Raw genomic sequence first — 20,506 nt, 5'->3', positions numbered from 1 at the left:
GATCGCCGGCCGCGAGACAGACCAAACCCGTTTTAAGCGTCGGCGACGAACCGCGACTCAAGGTCGATATCCATGGAGATGCCACGTCGTTTCAACACGTACTGTCCACACTGTGACTCCCACCAGGAGCACGAAGTGGAGAAGGTTCGATCGGGTCGGGCGACCGGAATGAAGCGGGACGCGCGCCAGCGGCGCCGCGCGCTCGCGACGATCGGCAACGCCGGCGGATACTCGAAGGTGCCCGGTGGCGACAAGCCGACGAAGAAGACCCACCTGAAGTACCGCTGCGGCGACTGCGGCAAGGCCCACATGCGCGAGGGCTGGCGCGCCGGCCGGCTCACCTTCCAGGAGTGAGCATGGCGGGAGACTTCCACCGCGTCGCCTGCGGCGACTGCGAGAACGAACAGGTCGTCTTCGGCAAGGCCGCCTCGGTCGTGTCCTGTGCGGTCTGCGGCACGACGCTCGCGACGCCGACCGGCGGCGAGGCCGAGTTCCACGGCGAGATCGTCGAAACCGTTGAGGCACGGTAACCGCCTCGATACCCCGTTATGAAGTACAGCGGCTGGCCCGAACCCGGCGAGCTGGTGGTCGGCGAGGTAGACGAGATAGCCGACTTCGGCGTCTTCGTCGACCTCGACGAGTACGAGGACAAACGCGGCCTCTGTCACATCAGCGAGGTCGCCTCCGGCTGGATCAAGAACGTCCGCGACCACGTCCGCGAGGGACAGACCGTCGTCGCGAAGGTGCTCGACGTCGACGAGTCGTCGAGCCAGATCGACCTGTCGATCAAAGACGTCAACGAACACCAGCGCAAGGACAAGATACAGGCCTGGAAGAACGCCCAGAAGGCCGACAACTGGATGCTCATCGCGCTGGGCGAGGGCGTCGACGACGACCGCTACACCGCGGTCGCCAACGCGCTGCTCGTCGAGTACGACACCCTCTACGACGCCTTCGAGGCGGCGGCGATCAGCGGCGAGGAGGCGCTCGAGGGCGTCGACGTCGACGACGAGGCCCGCGAGTCGATCGTCGCGGCCGCCCGCGACAACGTCTCGGTGCCGTACGTCGACGTGACGGGCTACGTCGACCTCGAATCGACGGCCCCCGACGGCGTCGACGACGTGAAGGCGGCCCTCGAAGCGGCGGAGGGGAACGGCGAGGTCCCCGACGGCGTCGAGCTCGAGGTCGGCTACGTCGGCTCGCCCGAGTACCGCATCAAGGTCCGCGCGCCCGACTACAAGACGGCCGAGGCCCAGCTCGAGGCCGCCGCGGCCCGCGCCCGTGAGGCGATCGAGGCCGCCGGCGGCGTCGGCGGGTTCCACCGCGACCGGCGCGAGGAAGACGAGTAGCCCGTTCGACGTCCCCGCCGACTCCCCCTCCCGTCACCCGTGAAATCCGACATCCGCGTCTGTGCGAACTGGAAGCGCGTCCACGACCGGCCGGTGTACACGCTGGGCGACCGGTGCCCGGCGTGCGACGGCCCGACCGCGAACAGCGCGCCCGCGCCGTTCAGCCCCGAGGACCCCTACGGCGAGTACCGACGGCGGGCGCGGCGGCGGGAGTCGGAGTAGCGTCGCTTCAGAGCGGCGTCCACTCCCTCCGCCGCGACCGCGACGCCGGAATAGCCACCCTCTTGTGACCGCCGCTCGCACGGATCCGACATGGACGACATCGAGATCGACGCGGTCGCGACGCCGGCGCTCGACGACCCGGTGCTGGTCGAGGGGCTCCCCGGCGTCGGCCACGTGGGGAAGCTCGCGGCCGAGCACCTGCTGGAGGAGTGCGACAGCGAGCTGGTCCGACGCGTGTACGCCACGGAGTTCCCGCCGCAGGTCAGCGTCGACGGCGACGGTGTCGCCGAGCTCACGTGCGCCGAGTTCCACGCGGTCGAGACCGACGGCGCCGACCTGCTCGTGTTGACCGGCGACCACCAGGCCGGCTCGAACGCCGGCCACTACCGGCTCACCTCGACGTTCCTCGACGTGGCCGAGTCGTTCGGCGCCGCGCGGGCGTACGCGCTCGGCGGCGTGCCCACCGGCGAGCTCGTCGAGGAGTACACCGTCCTCGGCGCGGTGTCCGACCGCGACCTCGTCGCGGAACTGGAGGAGGCCGGCGTGGAGTTCCGCCCCGACGAGCCGGCCGGCGGCATCGTCGGCGTCTCGGGGCTCGTGCTCGGGCTCGGCGGGCGCCGCGGCCTCGACGCCGCCTGTCTCATGGGCGAGACGAGCGGCTACCTGGTCGACCCGAAGAGCGCCCGCGCGGTGCTGGAGGTGCTGGCGGAGGCGCTCGACTTCACGGTCGGCTACGAGAGCTTAGAGGACCGCGCCGAGGAGATGGAGGAGGTCGTCGGCAAGATCCGCGAGATGCAGGACGGCCCCGCCGTGCCGGACGACGACCTGCGGTACATCGGCTAGTCGTTCCGGGCGCCGGTCGGCAGGTGGCCCGCGAGCGCCACCCCTTCCGGCAACGATAAACCGGACCCCGGTCATCGTTCGTGTATGACAGACGTACGCGTCGCCGGGGTCGGACTCACGCGCTTCGGGAGCCACCCGGACAGGGCGGGACGCGACCTCTTCGCGGCGGCCGCGGAGCGCGCGTTCGCGGACGCCGGCGTCCCCCGCGAGGACGTCGAGGAACTGAACTACGGAAACTTCATGGGCGCGATCGCCGAGCACCAGGGCCACCAGGCCCCGCTGATGGCCGAGGCCGCGGGCGTGCGCTGCCCCGCGACGCGCTACGAGTCGGCGTGCGCCTCCGCGGGCGTCGCGGTCCGCGAGGCGGTCCGGACCGTGGCGGCGGGCGACGCCGACGTGGCCCTCGCCGGGGGGATGGAGCGCATGACGAACCTGCCGACTCCCGACGCCACCGAGGGGCTCGCCATCGCCGCCGACGACCTCTTCGAGGTCCGGTCGGGGGTGACGTTCCCGGGCGCGTACGCGCTGATGGCGACCGCCTACTTCGACGCCTACGGCGGGAGCCGCCGGGACCTCGCCCACGTCGCCTCGAAGAACCACGAGAACGCGGTGCCGAACGAGTACGCGCAGTACCGCCGGGAGGTGTCCGTCGACGAGGCGCTGGACGCGCCGCCGATCGCGGAGCCGCTCCACCTCTACGACTCCTGTCCGTTCACCGACGGCGCGAGCGCGCTGGTGATCGTCTCCGAGTCGTACGCCGCCGAACACGATGTGGACGCGCCCGTCGCGGTGACGGGGACCGGCCAAGGGACAGACCGGATGGCGCTTTCCGACCGCGAGCACCTCGCGTGCACGCCGGCGGCCTACGCGGCCGCCGGGGTGGGGCCCGACGACGTCGACGTCGCGGAGGTGCACGACTGCTTCACCATCGCCGAGGTGCTCGCCACGGAGTCGCTCGGCCTCTTCGAGGTCGGCGAGGGGATCGGGGCCGCCCGCGAGGGGGTCACGACCGCCGACGGCGACCTCCCGGTGAACCTCTCCGGCGGCCTGAAGGCGAAGGGACACCCGGTCGGCGCGACCGGCGGGTCGCAGATCGCGGAGCTGACGCGGCTGCTCCGCGGCGACCACCCGAACAGCGAGCACGTCCCCGACGCGAGCGTCGGCGTCGCGCACAACGCGGGCGGGACCGTCGCCAGCGCGGTCGTCCACGTGCTGGAGGTGGCCGAATGACCGCCGTCACCGACGCCGCCTACGGCGAGTGGCTCGACGCGCTGGCGAACGGCGCGGGGTACGCCCTCGTCTGTCCGGAGGGTCACGGGTCGCTCCCGCCGCGACGGGTGTGCCCGGAGTGCGGGTCCGCCGACCTCTCGCGGGAACCGCTTCGGGAGACGGGGACCGTCGAGACGTTCAGCGTCGTCCACGTGCCCGCGCCGCGGTTCGCGGACGACGCCCCCTACGTGACCGCGGTCGTCGACTGCGGGCCGGTTCGGGTCACGGGCGTCCTGCGGGGCGTCGAGCCGGACGCGGGCGCCGTCGCGGTCGGGCTGTCGGTGCGCCCCGGCGTCGAGGAGCGGGTCACGGACGGCGAGCGGCTCGTCGTTTTCCGCCCCCTCGACGACGAGTAGGGCCGGGAGCCGGACGGACGCCGTCGGACGGCGATCGCGGGTCGGGACGGCGGCCGATCGCGGTCGCGCGCTCTCCCCGTCTCCGGGGGTGGTCCGGCGTCCAAATCGTTATACCGTCGTCACCAGTACACGGCTGTAATGAACGACGGGATCCGCGTCCTCCACGTCGACGACGATCCCGACCTCGCGGAGCTGACGGCGTCGTTCCTCGAACGGGAAGACGACCGGATCGCGGTCGAGACCGCGCCGAACGCAACGGCGGGGCTGACGCGGCTCGCGAAGAACGACGTCGACTGCGTGGTCTCGGACCACGACATGCCCGGACCGAACGGGATCGAGTTCCTCGAGAGCGTCCGCGAGCGCGACCCGGACCTCCCGTTCATCCTGTACACGGGGAAGGGGTCGGAGTCGGTCGCCAGCGAGGCGATCTCGGCGGGCGTGACCGACTACCTCCAGAAGGCCGGCGGCACCGAGCAGTACGAGATCCTCGCCAACCGAGTCGTCGACGCGGTCGAGAAGCGGCGGGCGGAGCGCGAGGCCGAGCGGACCCAGACGCACCTGCGGGCGATCACCGACCACTCGATGGACGCGATCGTCACGATCGACGTCGAGGGCACGATCCGGTTCGCGAACCCGGCCGTCGAGCGGCTGTTCGGCTACGCGCCGGAGGAGCTGGAGGGCGAGCCGCTGTCGACGCTGATGCCGGAGCGGAAGGTCGACGGACACCACGGGGCCGTCGACCGATACCTCTCCGGCGGCGACCCAACGACGGACTGGTCGGCCGTCGAGTTCCCCGGCCAGCACCGCGACGGCCGCGAGGTCCCGCTGTCGATCTCGTTCGGTGAGTTCGAGGAGGACGGCGAGCACCGGTTCGTCGGGATCATCCGGGACGTGACGGAGCGCGAGCGACACCGGGCCTTCGTCGAGCACTCGAACGACATCGTCTCCGCGCTCGACGCGGACGGACGGTTCCAGTACGTGAGCCCGTCGATCGAGTGGCTACTCGGACACGAGCCGGCCGAGCTGCTCGGCGAGGACGCGTTCTCGTACGTCCACCCCGACGACCGCGAGCGGGTCCGCGAGCAGTTTCGGGAGTCGCTCGTCGGCGAGACGGAGGATCCGACCGTCGAGTTCCGCATCGAGCGGGCCGACGGCGAGTACCTGTGGGTCGAGTCGGTCGGAAGCAACCGGCTCGAAGACGGCGGCGTCGGCGAGTACGTGGTCAACACGCGGGACGTGTCGGACCGGAAGCGCCGCGAGCGGAAGCTGGCGCGGCTCCGCGAGTGGACCCGCGACCTCAACTACACGCGGACGGTCGAGGAGACGACGCAGCTCGCGGTCGACGCCGCGGCCGAGATCGTCGGGGCCGAGCTGAGCGGGGTCCACCTGCTGAACGACGCGGGAGACGCGCTGGAGCCGGTCGCGCTCGCCGAGTCGGTGCCCGCGTACTTCGACGAGCAGCCCTCCTACGACCGGGACGCGCCGCCGGGGTCGCGCGCCGCGCTGGCGTGGGAGGCGTATCGAGGGGACGAGCCGGTGGCGATCGACGAGCTCTCGACCTCCGGCCGGCTCGACGAGCCCACGCCCGCCGAGAGCCTCGTGCTCCATCCGATCGGCGACTACGGACTCTTCATCGTCTCCGCGTCGACGGCCGGGGCGTTCACCGACACCGACGTCCTCATCGCGGAGATCCTCGCGAACCACCTGGAGGCCGCCCTCGACCGCGTCGCCCGCGAGACCCGTTTGGAGCGGCTCCACGACGCCACGCGGAGCCTGATCCGTGCCGACTCGCGCGAGGAGATAGCCGACCGCGTGATCGAGGCCGCCGAGGAGGTGCTCGGGTTCTCCGTGGCGACCGTCAGGCTGTACGACGAGGAGGCCGGGGGGCTCGTCCCCGTCGCGGTGTCCGACATCGCCGACGACATCCTCCCGCCCCGCGGGGTGTTCACTCCGGACGACGGCAGCCTCAACTGGGCGACGTTCGAGTCGGGGGAGCCGCGGCTGTACGACGACATCGAGGTCGCGGGTGCGCTGGACTCCGGCACCGGGCTACGAAGCCTGATGATCCTCCCGATCGGCGGGTACGGGACGATGGCGATCGGCGAGACCGACCCGGACGTGTTCGACGGCACCGACGAGTTCCTCGCGAAGATACTCGCGACGGCGGCGGAGACGGCGCTGCAGGCCGAGACGCGCACCAGACGGCTCCACGAGCGGAGCGCGGAGCTGGAGCGACAGAACGACCGACTCGAGGAGTTCGCCAGCGTCGTTTCACACGACCTCCGCAACCCCCTCAACGTGGCGCAGGGACGCGTGGACCTGGCCCGCGAGGAGTTCGACTCGCCACACCTCGACTCCGCCGCGAGCGCGCACGAGCGGATGGACACGCTGATCGCCGACCTGCTCACGCTCGCCCGCGAGGGGGAGCGCGTGAGCGAGACGACGCCCGTGGGACTCCGGTCGGTCGCCGAGTCCTGCTGGAGGAACGTCGACACCGCCGACGCCACGCTGACCGTCGAACGTGACCTGACGCTGCGGGCCGACGAGAGCCGCCTCCAGCAGCTGCTCGAGAATCTGGTGCGCAACGCGGTCGAACACGGCGGAGACGACGTGGCGGTCACGGTCGGTGCTCTCGACGACGCGGCCGGATTCTTCGTCGCCGACGACGGCCCCGGCATCCCGCCCGACGAGCGGGACGCCGTCTTCGACGCGGGCTACTCCACCACCCGAACGGGGACGGGCTTCGGGCTCCGGATCGTCGAGCAGGTGGCGACCGCTCACGGGTGGGAGGTGGCGGTCACCGAGCACGATGAGACCGGCGGCGCCCGGTTCGAGGTGACCGGCGTCGAGGTCGTCGACTGAGCGCGAGAAACGAAGTGGCCGCGACGGTGGGCTACTCGCGGACGAGCAGCTCTATCTCGTGGCCGTCCTGGTCTTTCGTGAACGCGTAGTTGTGGTCACAGGAGTCGGGGTCGCGGTAGTCCGGCGCCTCTCGGACCATCAGGTCCTCCCACGCCTCGTCGAGGTCGTCGACGCGGACGCAGAGGTGGCCCCACGCGTCGCCCATCGTGTACTCGCGACCGTCGTAGTTGTAGGTGAGTTCGAGTTTCATCGCCTCCTTCGAAGCGTCCTCGGGGGCCATGAAGTAGTTCGAGAAGGTGTCGGCCTCCCAGCGACCGCGGGCCTCCGCGTACTCGAACTTCCGGGTCCAGTAGCCGAGCGCCTCGTCGGCGTCCTCGACGCGGATCATGGTGTGGTCGATGCTCCACGTCTCGCCGTAGTCGCGCTTGACGATCTCGATCTCGTGGCCGTCGGGGTCCTTCACGAACGCGTAGCGGTTCCCACAGGACTCGGGGTCCCGGTAGTCCTCGACGCCCTCCTCCCTGAGCCGGTCGTACGACTCCTGGAGCGCGTCCTCCGGGACGCGCACCGCGATGTGACCCCACGCGTCGCCCAGCTCGTAGGTGTGGTCGCCGTGGTTGTGGGTGAGCTCCAGCATCGCACCGTCCTCGTGCATCTCCCCGGGACCGAGGTAGACGTTCGTGAACGTGTCGGCCTCCCAGCGGCCCTTCTCCTCGTAGTTGAGGTGCGTCCGGTACCAGTCGAGGCTCTCGTCGAGGTCCTCGACGCGGATCATCACGTGGTCGAAGGTTCCGTCCATACCCGAGCTATCGGTCGCTCGCCCCAAAAGCGTACTGAAGGGGACCGTCGGCCCTGGGTCGCGACAGCGGATCCGCACAATTTCGATCTAAACCAACACGCCTCGCTCGTTCGTTTTAGCTTCGGCCGTGGTGTTAGATAAGACTCGCGACGAACGGGCGCGTGGCGGGCGTCGTCGACGGCGGCCGCCACGAACCAATGGCAGGAGCCTCAGACACGCCGTCGAGTCACGCCGACGGCACGCACGCGACGCATCGTTCCGAACTACCCGACGCCGCGACCGGGAGGATCGCCCGGCGGATCCGCCCGCTCGTCGCGTTCGCGTCGGGTCCCCCCTTCGTGGCCGCGATCGCCGCCGTCGAGGTCGCGATCGCGACCGTGCTGCTCGGGCTGCCGCTCACGCCGGCGCCGGCCGTCGTCGCGCTCGTCGCCTTCGCGGTGTACGCCGTCGATCACGTCGCCGACGCGGGCGCGGACGCACACTCGATGCCGGAGCGGGCGGCGATCGCGCACCGGTACGCCGACCAGCTGATGATCGCCGCCGCCCTCGCGTACGGGATCGCGGTCGCGCTGTCGATCGTCGGCGGTCCGCTCGCGCTGGGCGTCACCCTCCTCCCGGGGGCGTTCTGGGTGCTGTACGCCTCGAACTGGCTGCCGAACGCCGGCCGCCTCGCGAGCGCCGTCGCCTCGAACGGACGGACCGACGTCCTGTGGCGCCGGATCCCGCGGCTGAAAGACGTGGTCGTCCTCAACTCGGCCGTCGTGGCGCTGGCGTGGGCGATCGCGGTCACCGCGCTCCCGCTGGCGTTCGCCGGTGCCGACGGCGGGGCGTTCGCGGACGCGGGGACGGTCGCAGACGCGGGCGCGCTCGCGGACGCGGAGGCCGGTCGGGTCGCCGTCGTCTTCGCGTACTTCTTTCTCAGGTCGTTCGTCGACGTCGAGCTTCCGAACGTCCGGGACGTCGACGCCGACGCGGCGGTCGGCGTGGCGACGCTCCCGCTCGTCCTCGGCGTCGACCGGACGCGCCGGGTGCTGTACGGCGTGGACCTCCTCACGTCGGTGGTGCTGGCAGCGGCCGCCGTCGCCGGCCTGCTCGCGTGGCCGCTCGTCGCCGCGCTCGGCGCCGGCATCGCGGTCTCGCTCGGCGTCACCGCACTCGCCGGCCGGGTCGACGACGCGTCGGTGCTCGGGATCGCCCCCGACTGCAGCTACCTCGTCGTCGGCATGATCGTCGCGGGGTGGCTGGCGGGCTGACGCCCCCACTTCCGTTCGCGGCGATCCGCCGCTGTCGAATCGATAGAACAAAATGATTTATACTTCCTCCCTGTGGAATAAACCGTGATCGGCCTGAGCCCGCTTTCGGTCGCGCTGCTCGCCGCGGTCGTGACCGGCACGTCCGCGGCGATCCTCGCATGGCGCGAGCGACCGGAGGCCGGTGCGGGATGGCTGACGGCGCTCCTCGTCGGGCAGGTCTGGTGGACGGCGTTCCTCGTCTTCGAGCTGGAGGCGTCGACGCTCGCAGCGAAGGCGCTGTGGTACGACGTGCAGTGGGTCGGCGTCGTGCTGATCCCCGTCGCGTGGGTGCTGTTCGCGCTCGCGTACACCGGGAGAGACCGGTACGTGACGCCGGGGAGCGTGGCGGCGCTGTTCGTCGTCCCCGCGCTGACGGTCGCCGTCGTCGCGACCGGCGATCCGGGCGGGCTCGTCGTCGGCGACCGCGCGGTCGCCGACACCGAGGTCGGGTCGTTCCTCCGCGTCACCCCGGGTCCGTGGTACTACGCCATCGCCGGCTACACCTACCTGCTCGGCGTGGTCGGGTCCGTCCCGATCCTCCAGCTCGTCCGCGACGAGGCGTACCCGTTCCGGGGGCAGAGCGCGGCGCTGCTGGTGGGCACCGCGGCCCCGTGGGTCAGCAGCCTCCTCCACCTCGCGGGGGCGATCCCGGTCCCCGGGCTCGACCCGACCCCGCTGGCGTTCGCGGTCTCCGGCGTCGCCTATCTCCTCGCGCTGTCGCGGTTCCGGCTGCTCACCCTCGCGCCCGCCCCGAGGCGACGCGCGCGCCAGCTCGTGTTCGAACACCTCCACGACCCGGCGTTCGTCGTGGGGACCGAGGGGTACGTCGTCGACCTGAACCAGAGCGCCGTCGACACGTTCGGGATCGACCGTCGGAGCGCGGTCGGCGAGCCGGCCGACCGCGTCGTTCCGCGGTACGAGGCGATCGCGGACGAGGAGGGCGATCCGTCTCCGCTCACGATCGTGGGATCGGACGGGCGGCGTCCCTACGAGGCGACCGTCAGGGAGGTGAGCGACGCCCACGGCCGGCCGAACGGGCGAGTCGTCGTCTTCCACGACGTGGGCGAGTACCTCGGCCAGCAACAGCGCCTGAACGTGCTCAACCGAGTGTTCCGCCACGACGTTCGCACCGAGACGAACCTCATCCACGGCTACGCCGACCGGCTGCAGGCGGACCCGAGCGACGAGCGAGCCCTGTCGATCGTCAAGGAGAGCGCCTCGCGTATCCTCGAACTCAGCGAGCGCACCCGCACGGCGAGCGAGCTGTTCGACCCGTCATCGGAGCTGCACGCGGACGTGCCGCTCGGCGAGGTCGTCGACGAGGTCGCCGCCGACCTCCGCGGGGAGTTCCCCCACGCGCGGGTGTCGGTCGCCGACGACCTGCCCGCCGCGAGCGTGCCCGCGGTCCTGCGCGTCGTCGCGGCCGACCTCTGTTCGAACGCCGTGCGACACAACGACGCCGAGGAGCCGTCCGTGTGGATCGGCGCCACGTCCGAGGACGGCTGGGTCGACCTCGTCGTGGCCGACGACGGGCCGGGGATAGACCCCGCGGAGTACGAGGCGCTGGAGCGGGGGACGGAAACCCCGCTGGAGCACGGGAGCGGTATCGGACTGTGGATCGTCAAGTGGGGTGTCGACCAGGTGGGCGGGACGGTCTCCTTCGCGGCGCGCGACCCGCGCGGGACGGCCGTCACAGTCCGCGTGCCGACGGGAGACGCGGCGCCGGTCTCCGATCCCGACGTCGACGGCGGCACGGTCGATTCCACGGCCGACGAGGACGGGAGGGGAGGCGTCGACGCGGGTCGGTAGGCACTAGTTCGCCCCGTTCGATCGACGTGCATGGACGCCACCTATCTCCCCTACGCCCTCCTCGCGATGGGCGCGTACGCGCTCGTCTCCCCCCTGATGCGGGTCGCGACCACGGGGCCGGACGCGGTCCCGAGCGACGTCGCCGTCGTGGTCTCCAACACGCTCCTCATCCTCATGGCCGTCGGCGTGCTCGCGTACACGGATCAGGGGTTCGCCTCGCACCTCGGGTCGCCGAAGATCCTCCACGTGCTCGCCGCCGGGGTGTTCCTCGGGATCGGCATCCTGGCGCTGTACCGCTCGCTCGCGCTGGGACCGGTGAGCGTCGTGACGCCCATCTTCGCGATGTTCCTCGTCTTCTCGTCGGTGATCGGCTTCCTCTTTCTGGGCGAGTCGTTCACCGCGCGCAAGGCGCTCGGGATCGTCCTCGCCGCCGCGTCCGTGTACCTCGTCTCGGGCGCCTGAGAGCGGCCTCCGCGCGCGTCGGCGCGTCCGACGCCGCCCCCGATCCGGAAACGCCCGCCGCGTGACGAAATCCCTTTAGCACCGACCGGGAAAGGGTCGTACCCGCAGTGGCCCGCCTCCCGAACCCCTTCCGAGCGCTCATCCTCTACATCGGCTTCGCCCTCGCGAGGGCGGGGCTGATCGACCGCCACCGGGTGGTCCGGACGACGGACCTGGCGTGGCCGCGCATCGTCACGGGCATCGCCCGGATGTCGAAAAACGCCGTCGACGTGGCGCTGGTCGGGGTCGCCGTCGGCACCAGCGCTGTCGCCGGCGTCGGCTTCGCCGGCCCGTACTGGGGGCTCGCGTTCGCGATCGGCGGGGGCGTCGCCGGCGGCACCATCGCGTTGGTGTCCCAGCGATACGGCGCCGAGGCGTACGCCGAACTCGGCGACGCGGTCAGGGCGAGCGTCCTCCTCGTCGTGGTCGTCACGATCCCGGTGTCGGCCGTCTTCTGGACGTACTCGACGGCCTTCATCGACGTGCTGAGCGGCAACGAGCGCGCGATAGAGCTCGGGGCGTCGTACCTCCGCGTGGTCGGGCTCGGCGTCCCGTTCGCGTCGCTCAACCTCGTCGGTAGCCGGGTGCTCGTCGGCTGCGACGACGCGTACACCGCGATGCAGGTTCGGGCGGGCGGCGCGCTCGCGAACATCGTTCTCAGCGCCCTGTTCATCTTCGGGCTGGGCTGGGGCGTCGAGGGCGCCGCCGTCGGGACCGTCCTCTCGAACGTCATCGTCACGGCCGCGTTCGCGGGCGGTCTCGTCCGGGGTCACCTCCCCGGACTCGGCGCGTTCCCGATAACGATCGACCCGTTCGGTTCGTATCTGAACCCGAAAATGCTCCGCGACCTCGTCGAGATCGGGCTCCCGGTCGGCGCGCGCAACCTCGTGTGGACGGTCGCGGAGTTCCCGATGCTCGCCATCCTCGACGTGTTCGGCGAGAACACCGTCGCGGCGTTCGTCATCGCGCGGCGGATCTGGGGGATCATGAACACGCCCGGCTGGGGCTTCGGGCTCGCCTCCTCCAGCCTCGTCGGTCAGGCGCTCGGGGGCGAGGACCCCGGCGAGGCGGAGGCGTACGCCCGCGACATCATCCGCTTCTCCGTGGCGACGTACCTCGTCTCCGCCGCGCTGATCGCCGTCTTCGCGACCGACATCGTGGTGTTGTTCGCGGAGGGCCCGGAGAGCCCGGAGGTCCCCATCGCCGTGAACCTCGTGTACGCCGCCTGCGTCGCCGTCGTGTTCCAGGGCGTCTCGGGCGGGGCGGCCGGCCCCCTCGACGCGGCCGGCGACACGAAGGTCCCCTTCGCGAGCCAGTTCCTCGGGATGTTCTGCGTGTCGATCCCGCTTGCGTACGTCGGCGCCAACGACGCGACGCCCGCGATCGACGTGCCGCTGACCGGGGTCACGATCCCGGAGATCGCGCTCCCCGCGATCGGGCTGTGGGGGCTGTACATGGCGTTCCTCGCGGAGACGACGATCCCCGCCGCGATCAACTACTGGCGGTTCCGCTCCGGCAAGTGGAAGGGGATAAGCGAGGCGTACCGCCCGAAGGCGCCGGCGGACGACTGAGGTGGAACGCCGCGAGCGCACCGGCCGCAGACGCCGGAGGTGCGCCGCCGCGAGCGCACTCGACCCCGTCCGCACCCGGACGACCGAAAGCGTCAGCGTTTATGGCTCGCTCCGCCTCCTCGCGACAATGAGCGTTCCCTGCGTCGCCGTCGAGCGCGAGCGCGGCGAGGCCGTCCGCGAGCGGCTCGCCGAGGCCGGCGTCCTCGACGGCGACCACCAGATCGCGGTCGACGGCGACACGATCTACATCCCGGTGACGGACCCCGCGGCGGTTCCCGCCGACCTCGACGCAGCGGTCGTCGAGCGCGACGCCGCCGAGCGCGACCGCCCGCGGACGCCGGCCGAGATCCTCGGATACGAGCCCTCGCTGGAGCGGCTCGGCGACATCGTCATCGTCGACGAGGACGACGAGGGGCGCGCCCGCGAGATCGCCGACGCGGTGATGGCCTCCGATCTCCCCTGCGAGACGGTGTTGAACCGCGCGTCGCCGATCGAGGGCGAACTCCGCGTCCGGCGGTGGGACGTGCTGGCGGGGAACGGCACCGAGACGGTCCACCGCGAGTACGGCCACGAGTTCCTGCTCGACGTCGCCGAGGTGTACTTCTCGCCGCGGCTCGCGACCGAGCGCCACCGCGTGGTCGAGCAGGTCGACTCCGGCGAGGCCGCGATCGACATGTTCGCCGGCGTCGGCCCCTACGCGGTCCCGATGGCGTCCCGCGGCGCCGACGTCGTCGCCTGCGACCTCAACGAGCGCGCCGTCGAGTACCTCCGCGAGAACGCAGTCCGAAACGGCGTCGCCGACCGCGTGACCGCGATCGCGGGCGACGTGCGGGAGATCACCGAGGAGTACGCCGAGGCGGCCGACCGCCTCGTGATGAACCTCCCGCACTCCGCCGACGCGTTCCTCGACACGGCGGTCGCGCTGGCCGGCGACGACTGCGTGGTCCACTACTACGACATCCAGCACGAGGACGACCCGTTCGGCCCCGGGAGGCGGGCGATCCGCGCGGCCGCCGGCGACGAGTACGAGGTCGCGGTCGAGACCGAGCGCGTCGTCCGGTCGTACGCGCCCCACGAGTACAACGTTTGTCTGGACGTCAGGCTGACGCGGATCTGAGCGCGAGCGGGCCCGCTCAACGCGGCGCTCGAACGCGACGTTCCACCCGTGTTCCGCCGCCAATCGTTTCAACTAGGTAACGATTTATACCCCTGCGGGACGTACCACCACGCATGAGTGACTCAGCAGATCCCGAGGAGCGAATCGACGAAACGACGACGTGGCCCGAACTCGCTATCGGCCTCTACGACCGGCTGACCGGCCGCAACGCGGAGATCGTGTACGAGTTCGAGGACATGAACGTCGACGTCCCGAGCGGCACCGGCGACGACGTCGAACACGCCCACTGGGGGCTCGACGGTACCGTACGGGTCACGACCCGTGAACGGGACTGACGGGAGGGCCCCGCTCTCGGTCGTCACGGAGGACCTGAGGCTCAGCGTCGACGGCACTGCGCTCGACGTCCGTTCCACCGGCGATCGCCTGTTCGTGGAGGTGCCGTCCGTCCGTGACGCCTACCGCGTCGCTCGACGCCTGCCAAGCGGCAGGGTCGCACGCGGGCCGGCGATGCTGCTGACTGCGACGGACCTCACCGCCGAGATACGGGTTCGGGGACGGACCGTCGTCGTGGTCGGCGCCGACGCGCGCCCCGGACTCGTCTCCCGCGAGCTCGGTGTCGCGCCGGCGGAGATCCGACTCGCCGGCGCGCTCGGTGCGGGGAAGAGCGGACTCTCCGCGGCCGCGAACGCGGTGCGACGGCGCACCGACTGACGGCGACGCTCGCACTTCTGGCGGCTGGCGATGGCGACGTCAAGAAGGGTTCGAGCACGCAGTCGGACAGCGTGACCGCCGTCCCGCCCGGGAACGCCGACGGGTCGGGACGGCACGGGCCCGTCACATGACAAGAGGCCACGGCCGTGGACCGTCGGGGACAGAGGCGATTTCGCGCTTGACACGTCGGAGACGTAGGTCACACGACGGCCGTGGTCGACCGCTCACAGGGGTGACTGCAACGCCGGGTCGCCGTGGGGGGTGCGACCGGCGGGACTGCCGACGCCCGGTACGGGCTCCGACCGGGCACGCACCGCCGAGGGAGTCGATCCCCGCCATCGCGGCACACGATCGGTGCTGTCACGATTCGATGGAAGGTCGAACGCGTATAAATGCTTTTTCCTTATATTGTTTGAGTTATTGGCCAATTACCACCGTGATACGCACGTTCTCGGAGTCATTCCGAGACGAACGACGACGTGGGATCGGGCGGGACCCATGGGAGTGCCGGAACCCTCGCCGTGTGAGCTCGACCCCGCTCCGTCACCGTTTCGGAACCCTTATTTTTCCGTTCGGGAATGATAAGACGCGCGCCGGAGTAGCTCAGCTGGCAGAGCGATTCCTTCGTAAGGAATAGGTCGAGGGTTCAAATCCCTCCTCCGGCTCTTCTGACGGAACAGAGTGGAGCCGCAGCGCCCGACGCGTTCAACAGCCGTCCTCGACGTTTCTCCAGCCAGACCCGTCCGAAAATCGTAGAGAACAACCCGATCGGCTCGCTCTTCCTGGAATCCAAATTCGATCGTGTGAACAACCCAAATTCGATCGAAATCATATTCTATAAAGAATAATAGGGCCGTAGCTAACACACTCGCGACGAAATGGGGCAATATGCGACCAGAATCCGAGGCGAAAGGTGAAGAACTGTACGAATGTTTCGATTGCGGCGCGCGGACGGACACCGGCGGCACGTGTGAGTGCGGCGGCGAGCTTCGGCACCTCGGCCGGTCGCGAGACCTCTGAAACCCGCACGAGCCCGCAGTGGCCCGTCGGTCCGGGGCACTACCGGAGAGCGGCGTACACCGGACCTCGCTGTCGCTCACTCGGCCGTTTCGTCCCTCTCGTCGTCGGTCGCTCCGCCCGGCCCCGCGTCGTACTCGGGCAGCGACAGCACGTTCTCGCGGCCGAGTCGGAAGCCGTCGAGGTCGCCCTCGTCGCGGAGCCCCGTCACGACCTGGCTCGTCTTGGCGGCGGTCCAGTCGAGCTCGTCGGCGACCCGCTTCTGTTTCATCCGCCCGCCGTTCTCCTCGATGAGCCGGAGCACCTGCTCTTCGTTGCTCAGGAGGTCGTCGTCGAGCGGCGGCGCTCCGGCGCCCCCGTCGGCGTCGCCCTCGCCGTCCCCGGTCCGGGTGCCGTCGGACGCGTCGTCGTCCGAACCCTCTCCCTCGGCCGCGCCGGGCGCGCCGGCCGCATCCGCCGCATCCGCCACATCCTCCGATCCGGTCGCGGGCTCGTCCGCCGCGCCGCCGACGAGGGCTCCGCCCCGCCGACGGTAGCCGACCGCGGCGACGACCGCCACGAGGAGTCCGACGGCGACGAGCAGGATCGGTCCGAAAGCGCGTCCCTCCGGTTCGACCGTCACGCGCGGTTCTCCCTCCGTGAACTCGATCGGTCCGTCCCAGACGACGGCTCCATCACGCGACTCCGACGGCGACGGCGACGCGTCCCCGAGCCGGTACCCGTCGCTCCACGCGAGGATGAGCGACGTGTCCTCGTCGAGGAACAGCCCGTCGATCGCGTCGCCGACGACGAGCCGGTCGCCGTCGACGGCGGCGAAGTTGCTCCACTCGAACCGGTAGGTGAGCACGCCGTAGGACTGCGGAAGCTCGCGCCGCTCCGCGGTCACCGTGGTGTTCGTGACGTTCATCTCGCGGCCGGTCGCGTTCTCGGCCGTGTCAGCCGTCGCCGTCATCCGATCGCCGAACCGGTTCGTGTACGCGTCCGGGTCCGCCTCGACGTCGTCGCGGAGCTCCTCGAAGGCCTGCTCCTCGTCGTCGGTCGCGAGGCGGACGCGGTACTGGATCTCCCAGACCGCGTCTCCCTCCTCGTCGACGGTCGCCTCGATGAGCACGTCGTCGGGGTCGACGTCCATCTGTTCGAGGCCGCCGTCCGGTACTCCCGAGCCCTCGGCGGCGGTCCCGACCGACGCGAGCCCGACGCTGGCGACGACGACGGCGACCAGCGCCAGAAGGAGCACCCTTCGCTGCACAGACGGGTTGTTTCGCGGCTCGGGTAAATCGCTTCTCATCTCACCAGCCGCGGTCGCGTCCGAGCCGTCCGATCGGTGCCGCCGCGGCCCCGCGGCCGCCGCACCCTCAGTCTACGCACCGACACCGGCGACGAGCCGCCAGAGGAATTCGCTCCCGGCCGTCACCGATTCGGAGAGGCGGTCGGCGCGCTCGTCGAGGTGCACGGCGTCCGCGCCGGGCCTGGAGTCGCCGTCGTTCGGACGGTCGCCTCCGTCACCGCCTGCTGACGTGCCCGTCTCCGAGCCCGTCTCGATGTCGTCCGCACCGCCGCCACCGCCGTCGGCATCGTCGCCACCGTCGCTCGCGTTCGCTCCAGCACCGCCGTCGGCGTCGTCGCCACCGTCGCTCGCGTTCGCCCCGGCACCGCCGTCGGTCCCTCCGCCGCGGTCGCTCGCGTTCTCCGCCGAATCCGCAGCGTTTCCACCGCCGCCGGCGTCACCTCCGCCCGGACGCTCGTCGGCGGCGGGTCCAGCGTCGGTCGGCGGTCCGCGACGGTCACCGGCGAGCGGCCCGCCGACGCCGTTTCCGGCGACGCCGCGGGCGAGCGCCGCGACCTCCGGGCCGCTCAGGTCGCTCGCTCGACCGCGGACCTCGTCGAGCCGCTCCTCGTCGAGGCCGCGCTCCGTCCTGACTTCAGCGGGGAGCCCGCGGGCGACGTCCGCGCTCCGGTTGGTGTCGCGTTCGAGCCCCTCGGCCCGGGCGGTCGTCTCCGCCATCCTGGCGGCGAACGCGCCCTGGCTCAGGTCGCCGGCCTCGCGCCGCTCCTCGAGCTCCTGTTGCCGCCGCTCGATCTCGGCGAGGCGCTGTTCGGTCCGGTTCAGCCGCTCGGCGACCAGGTCGGCGCGCTCTTCGTCCGTCTCGCTGCGATTGAGCCCGACCTCGAACGCCCTGGAGTCGACCTCGCTCTCCACCTCCGCGCTCTGGACACCGACCACGCCGCCGAAGCGTTCGCCGGGGCTGATGTCGGCCGACGCGTTTCCGTCCTCCGTCTCGTTCGTCTCGTTCGTCGTCACCGGGTCGTCCTGGGCGGCGACCGTCCCGACGGGGCCGGCCGCGGCGATTCCGGCGACGCCGACCAACACGACCGCGACGGCGACGAGCGCGATCTTTCGATTCATTACCGGACGGTACGCGCCGTTTCGGTATATATACCGATCTCCGTTAAGCGGGATCAACGCGGATTAAACGGACGACTGCGGCGCGGTGGGCGGGAGCGGGGGCAGCGTCGGAGGGGACCGCTGTCGGCGACCGAGGCTTAGTACGACTTCGCGAAGTAGGCGGTCCGTTCCGCGTCTTCGCCGCAGATCGCGCACGTCTCCTCGTCGCCGCCGACGAGCGGATCGTCGTCCGCGAACGGGACCATCACGATCTCGGCGGCCATCGGCTCTTTGATCGGCTCCTCGCACGCCTCGTCGCCACACCACGGGGCCTTCACGTAGCCGCCATGCTGGCCGAGGGTTCCGAGGATCTCGGCGCGGTCGCCGGCCTCGCGGACCTCGCCCTCGAGGGTCTCCTCAGCGGCGGCGTACAGCTTCGCGTACACCTCGTCGAGGTGGTCGCGGACGGTCTCGGCGGCGTCCTCGCGCCCCTCGACGACGCTCTCGCCGTCGGGCCGGTGAACGAGCGTGAGCTCGCCGTCCTCGACCTCGTGGGGACCGATCTCGATCCGGAGCGGGACGCCGTTGAGCTCGTGCTCGTTGAACTTGAACCCGGGATTGCGCTCGTCGCGGTCGTCGAGCTCGACGCGGACGCCGGCGGCTTCGAGGTCGGCGGCGACGCCCTCGGCGTAGTCGAGCACGTCGTCTTTCGTGTCCGCCTGCCAGATCGGGACGACGACGACCTGCTCGGGAGCGACGCCGGGCGGGAGCACGAGCCCCTGCTCGTCGGAGTGGGTCATGATCAGCGCGCCCAGCGCGCGCCACGAGAGCCCCCACGAGGTGGTGTGGGCGGTCTGTTCCTCCTCGTCCTCGTCGGCAAAGGTGATGTCGAACGCCTCCGCGAACGACTGCCCCAGGTGGTGAGAGGTGCCGGCCTGCACCGACTTCCCGTCCGGCATCAGCGCCTCGACGGTCGTGGTCGTGTCCGCGCCGGGGAACTTGTCGTGGTCGGGCTTCTGGCCCTTGAGGACGGGGAGCGCGAGCAGGTCCTCGTAGACGGACGCGTACTGGTCGAGCCGCGTCAGCGTCTCCTCCCACGCGTCCTCGTAGGTGGCGTGGGCGGTGTGGCCCTCCTGCCAGAGGAACTCCTTCGTGCGGAAGAACGGCTTCGTCTCCGTCGCCTCCCAGCGCACGACCGAACACCACTGGTTCACGCGCAGCGGGAGGTCGCGGTGGCTCCGCACCCACCGGCTGATGTACGGCGTGATGATCGACTCCGAGGTGGGCCGGACCGCGAGGCGCTCCTCGAGCTCCTTCGTGCCGGCCTCGGTCACCCACGCGACCTCGGGGTCGAACCCCTCGACGATGTCCTTCTCGCGCTCGAGGTACGACTCGGGGATGAACAGCGGGAAGTAGGCGTTCCGGACGCCGGTGTCCTTGAACTTCGCGTCGAGGAACGCCTGCAGGCGCTCCCAGACGGCGTACGCGCGCGGCCGGGTGACGATGAACCCGCTCATCCCCTCGGGGCCGTAGTCGGCCAGTCCCGCCTTCTGTACGACCTCGGCGTACCACTCCCCGGTGTTGTGCGACTTGGACTCGGTGATGCCGAGCTCCTGGTCGTCGTCGTTCATTGTCGTGTGAAGGGTCGGTCGCGGGCTTAAAACGTCCGAAGCCGTGCGGGTCGTTCAGAGCCCGGTCCTCCCCCGACGGCCGGCACCCCCGATCGTTTCGGATCGCCGGAACGCGGAGAAACGTTAACCCCCTACGGACTCCTACCCCCGATATGGACCTGTCGGGGCTGCGTCGGCACACGCCCGAGGAAGTGGCGGTAGCGCGCCGCGAGGCGGCTGTGCTCGCGCCCGTCATCGAGCGGGCCGGCGAGGCCCACCTGCTGTTCACGAAGCGCGCGGCACACCTCGGGAAACACCCCGGACAGATGAGCTTCCCCGGCGGCGGCCGCGAACCGGAGGACCGCACCCTCACCGACACCGCGCTCCGCGAGGCGAATGAGGAGGTGGGGATGCGCCCCGACGAGGTCGACGTCGTCGGGCGGCTCGACGACACGCGGACCTCCTCCGCCTACCGCGTCCGACCGTTCGTCGCCGTCGCCCCCGACCGCGAGTACCTCCCCGACGAGTCGGAGGTCGCGGAGGTGGCCGTGCTCCCCGTCAGCGGGCTGACCGACCCCGCGAACTACGAGTCGGAGTACCGCGTCGGTCACCCGGAGTACGGCGACCACCGGGTTCACTTCTTCCACGTCGACGGCTACACCGTCTGGGGCGTGACGGGACGGATGGTCGTCCAGCTGCTGGAGCACACGACCGACTGGTGCGCGCCCGAGGAGGTCGACCGAGAGGTGGAGGCCGACGCGGAGCTGCCGATCTGACGCCGAGACGGGTCCG

At 70.8% G+C, this 20,506-nt stretch carries 21 protein-coding genes and 1 tRNA gene; 18 read left to right on the top strand and 4 right to left on the bottom strand.

What is annotated here, in order from left to right; all coding sequences use genetic code 11:
* Positions 1-72 precede the first annotated feature (72 nt).
* From U4E84_RS06505 to U4E84_RS06470, 8 genes are all read left to right on the top strand, one after another.
* Positions 73-354 (top strand): 50S ribosomal protein L44e, encoded by a 282-nt coding sequence (locus U4E84_RS06505; RefSeq protein ID WP_053771189.1) that lies wholly within the window; start codon positions 73-75, stop codon positions 352-354.
* Positions 355-356: 2 nt separating this feature from the next.
* Positions 357-530: a 30S ribosomal protein S27e gene (locus U4E84_RS06500; protein ID WP_322531283.1), complete on the top strand. Its 174-nt coding sequence runs from the start codon at positions 357-359 to the stop codon at positions 528-530.
* 18 nt (positions 531-548) lie between these two features.
* Positions 549-1,349: a translation initiation factor IF-2 subunit alpha gene (locus tag U4E84_RS06495; RefSeq protein WP_322531282.1), complete on the top strand. Its 801-nt coding sequence runs from the start codon at positions 549-551 to the stop codon at positions 1,347-1,349.
* A gap of 39 nt (positions 1,350-1,388) precedes the next feature.
* Positions 1,389-1,571, top strand: coding sequence for an RNA-protein complex protein Nop10 (locus U4E84_RS06490; RefSeq protein WP_322531281.1), 183 nt, complete (start codon positions 1,389-1,391; stop codon positions 1,569-1,571).
* Between the two features lie 90 nt (positions 1,572-1,661).
* Complete coding sequence (locus U4E84_RS06485; protein WP_322531280.1) at positions 1,662-2,414, top strand: proteasome assembly chaperone family protein; 753 nt, start codon at positions 1,662-1,664, stop codon at positions 2,412-2,414.
* A gap of 84 nt (positions 2,415-2,498) precedes the next feature.
* Positions 2,499-3,644 (top strand): beta-ketoacyl synthase N-terminal-like domain-containing protein, encoded by a 1,146-nt coding sequence (locus tag U4E84_RS06480; RefSeq protein WP_322531279.1) that lies wholly within the window; start codon positions 2,499-2,501, stop codon positions 3,642-3,644.
* Entirely contained in the window at positions 3,641-4,039 is a 399-nt protein-coding gene (locus tag U4E84_RS06475) for an OB-fold domain-containing protein (protein WP_322531278.1), read from the top strand. The genes U4E84_RS06480 and U4E84_RS06475 overlap by 4 nt, the downstream gene beginning before the upstream one ends.
* Positions 4,040-4,177: 138 nt before the next feature.
* A complete protein-coding gene (locus tag U4E84_RS06470; protein ID WP_322531277.1) occupies positions 4,178-6,901 on the top strand; it encodes a PAS domain S-box protein in 2,724 nt (907 codons plus the stop codon).
* 31 nt (positions 6,902-6,932) lie between these two features.
* Here U4E84_RS06470 and U4E84_RS06465 read toward each other — a convergent pair whose 3' ends face one another.
* Positions 6,933-7,700 carry a VOC family protein gene (locus tag U4E84_RS06465; protein WP_322531276.1) on the bottom strand — a complete coding sequence of 256 codons (768 nt, stop codon included), beginning with the start codon at positions 7,698-7,700 and terminating at the stop codon, positions 6,933-6,935.
* 197 nt (positions 7,701-7,897) lie between these two features.
* Here U4E84_RS06465 and U4E84_RS06460 point away from each other — a divergent pair, with 197 nt between their 5' ends.
* The 9 genes from U4E84_RS06460 (at position 7,898) to U4E84_RS06420 (ending at position 15,721) form a co-directional block, all read left to right on the top strand.
* Positions 7,898-8,953 (top strand): UbiA family prenyltransferase, encoded by a 1,056-nt coding sequence (locus tag U4E84_RS06460; RefSeq protein WP_322531275.1) that lies wholly within the window; start codon positions 7,898-7,900, stop codon positions 8,951-8,953.
* An 84-nt stretch (positions 8,954-9,037) separates the two neighbouring features.
* Positions 9,038-10,801 carry a histidine kinase N-terminal 7TM domain-containing protein gene (locus tag U4E84_RS06455; RefSeq protein ID WP_322531274.1) on the top strand — a complete coding sequence of 588 codons (1,764 nt, stop codon included), beginning with the start codon at positions 9,038-9,040 and terminating at the stop codon, positions 10,799-10,801.
* Positions 10,802-10,831: 30 nt separating this feature from the next.
* The gene (locus U4E84_RS06450; protein WP_322531273.1) at positions 10,832-11,263 is read left to right on the top strand and encodes an EamA family transporter; all 432 of its coding nucleotides are present in this window, start codon (positions 10,832-10,834) and stop codon (positions 11,261-11,263) included.
* A gap of 107 nt (positions 11,264-11,370) precedes the next feature.
* Positions 11,371-12,873 carry an MATE family efflux transporter gene (locus tag U4E84_RS06445; RefSeq protein ID WP_322531272.1) on the top strand — a complete coding sequence of 501 codons (1,503 nt, stop codon included), beginning with the start codon at positions 11,371-11,373 and terminating at the stop codon, positions 12,871-12,873.
* Positions 12,874-13,000: 127 nt separating this feature from the next.
* Positions 13,001-13,990, top strand: coding sequence for a class I SAM-dependent methyltransferase family protein (locus tag U4E84_RS06440; protein ID WP_322531271.1), 990 nt, complete (start codon positions 13,001-13,003; stop codon positions 13,988-13,990).
* Positions 13,991-14,103: 113 nt separating this feature from the next.
* Positions 14,104-14,325 carry a hypothetical protein gene (locus U4E84_RS06435; protein ID WP_322531270.1) on the top strand — a complete coding sequence of 74 codons (222 nt, stop codon included), beginning with the start codon at positions 14,104-14,106 and terminating at the stop codon, positions 14,323-14,325.
* Positions 14,312-14,701, top strand: a complete 390-nt coding sequence (locus U4E84_RS06430; protein ID WP_322531269.1) for a peptide ABC transporter ATP-binding protein — start codon at positions 14,312-14,314, stop codon at positions 14,699-14,701. The genes U4E84_RS06435 and U4E84_RS06430 overlap by 14 nt, the downstream gene beginning before the upstream one ends.
* A 592-nt stretch (positions 14,702-15,293) precedes the next feature.
* Positions 15,294-15,366, top strand: a tRNA-Thr gene (locus tag U4E84_RS06425).
* Positions 15,367-15,589: 223 nt separating this feature from the next.
* Positions 15,590-15,721, top strand: coding sequence for a rubrerythrin-like domain-containing protein (locus U4E84_RS06420; RefSeq protein ID WP_322531268.1), 132 nt, complete (start codon positions 15,590-15,592; stop codon positions 15,719-15,721).
* Positions 15,722-15,797: 76 nt separating this feature from the next.
* Here the strand turns inward: U4E84_RS06420 and U4E84_RS06415 are convergent, their stop codons facing one another.
* The 3 genes from U4E84_RS06415 to proS all read right to left on the bottom strand — a co-directional run bounded on the left by U4E84_RS06415 (position 15,798) and on the right by proS (position 19,735).
* Complete coding sequence (locus U4E84_RS06415; RefSeq protein ID WP_322531267.1) at positions 15,798-16,967, bottom strand: hypothetical protein; 1,170 nt, start codon at positions 16,965-16,967, stop codon at positions 15,798-15,800.
* 111 nt (positions 16,968-17,078) lie between these two features.
* Positions 17,079-18,125, bottom strand: a complete 1,047-nt coding sequence (locus U4E84_RS06410) for a hypothetical protein (protein ID WP_322531266.1) — start codon at positions 18,123-18,125, stop codon at positions 17,079-17,081.
* 137 nt (positions 18,126-18,262) lie between these two features.
* Positions 18,263-19,735, bottom strand: a complete 1,473-nt coding sequence (gene proS, locus U4E84_RS06405) for a proline--tRNA ligase (RefSeq protein ID WP_322531265.1) — start codon at positions 19,733-19,735, stop codon at positions 18,263-18,265.
* Between the two features lie 152 nt (positions 19,736-19,887).
* On the opposite strand from proS, the gene U4E84_RS06400 reads away from it, so the two are divergent.
* Positions 19,888-20,490, top strand: coding sequence for a CoA pyrophosphatase (locus tag U4E84_RS06400; protein ID WP_322531264.1), 603 nt, complete (start codon positions 19,888-19,890; stop codon positions 20,488-20,490).
* Positions 20,491-20,506 lie beyond the last annotated feature (16 nt).

The sequence above is a fragment of the Halorubrum sp. AD140 genome, from assembly GCF_034497445.1.
GTDB lineage: Archaea > Halobacteriota > Halobacteria > Halobacteriales > Haloferacaceae > Halorubrum.
The sequence above is the reverse complement of the archived record's forward strand: the minus strand, read 5'-3'. Positions and strand labels throughout refer to the sequence as shown.

Bases quoted from the DNA above. Each gene is read 5' to 3' on its own strand.
- U4E84_RS06505 (WP_053771189.1), top strand. From the start codon at position 73: ATGGAGATGCCACGTCGTTTCAACACGTACTGTCCACACTGTGACTCC.
- U4E84_RS06500 (WP_322531283.1), top strand. From the start codon at position 357: ATGGCGGGAGACTTCCACCGCGTCGCCTGCGGCGACTGCGAGAACGAA.
- U4E84_RS06495 (WP_322531282.1), top strand. From the start codon at position 549: ATGAAGTACAGCGGCTGGCCCGAACCCGGCGAGCTGGTGGTCGGCGAG.
- U4E84_RS06485 (WP_322531280.1), top strand. From the start codon at position 1,662: ATGGACGACATCGAGATCGACGCGGTCGCGACGCCGGCGCTCGACGAC.
- U4E84_RS06480 (WP_322531279.1), top strand. From the start codon at position 2,499: ATGACAGACGTACGCGTCGCCGGGGTCGGACTCACGCGCTTCGGGAGC.
- U4E84_RS06475 (WP_322531278.1), top strand. From the start codon at position 3,641: ATGACCGCCGTCACCGACGCCGCCTACGGCGAGTGGCTCGACGCGCTG.
- U4E84_RS06470 (WP_322531277.1), top strand. From the start codon at position 4,178: ATGAACGACGGGATCCGCGTCCTCCACGTCGACGACGATCCCGACCTC.
- U4E84_RS06465 (WP_322531276.1), bottom strand. From the start codon at position 7,700: ATGGACGGAACCTTCGACCACGTGATGATCCGCGTCGAGGACCTCGAC.
- U4E84_RS06460 (WP_322531275.1), top strand. From the start codon at position 7,898: ATGGCAGGAGCCTCAGACACGCCGTCGAGTCACGCCGACGGCACGCAC.
- U4E84_RS06450 (WP_322531273.1), top strand. From the start codon at position 10,832: ATGGACGCCACCTATCTCCCCTACGCCCTCCTCGCGATGGGCGCGTAC.
- U4E84_RS06440 (WP_322531271.1), top strand. From the start codon at position 13,001: ATGAGCGTTCCCTGCGTCGCCGTCGAGCGCGAGCGCGGCGAGGCCGTC.
- U4E84_RS06435 (WP_322531270.1), top strand. From the start codon at position 14,104: ATGAGTGACTCAGCAGATCCCGAGGAGCGAATCGACGAAACGACGACG.
- U4E84_RS06420 (WP_322531268.1), top strand. From the start codon at position 15,590: ATGCGACCAGAATCCGAGGCGAAAGGTGAAGAACTGTACGAATGTTTC.
- U4E84_RS06410 (WP_322531266.1), bottom strand. From the start codon at position 18,125: ATGAATCGAAAGATCGCGCTCGTCGCCGTCGCGGTCGTGTTGGTCGGC.
- proS (WP_322531265.1), bottom strand. From the start codon at position 19,735: ATGAACGACGACGACCAGGAGCTCGGCATCACCGAGTCCAAGTCGCAC.
- U4E84_RS06400 (WP_322531264.1), top strand. From the start codon at position 19,888: ATGGACCTGTCGGGGCTGCGTCGGCACACGCCCGAGGAAGTGGCGGTA.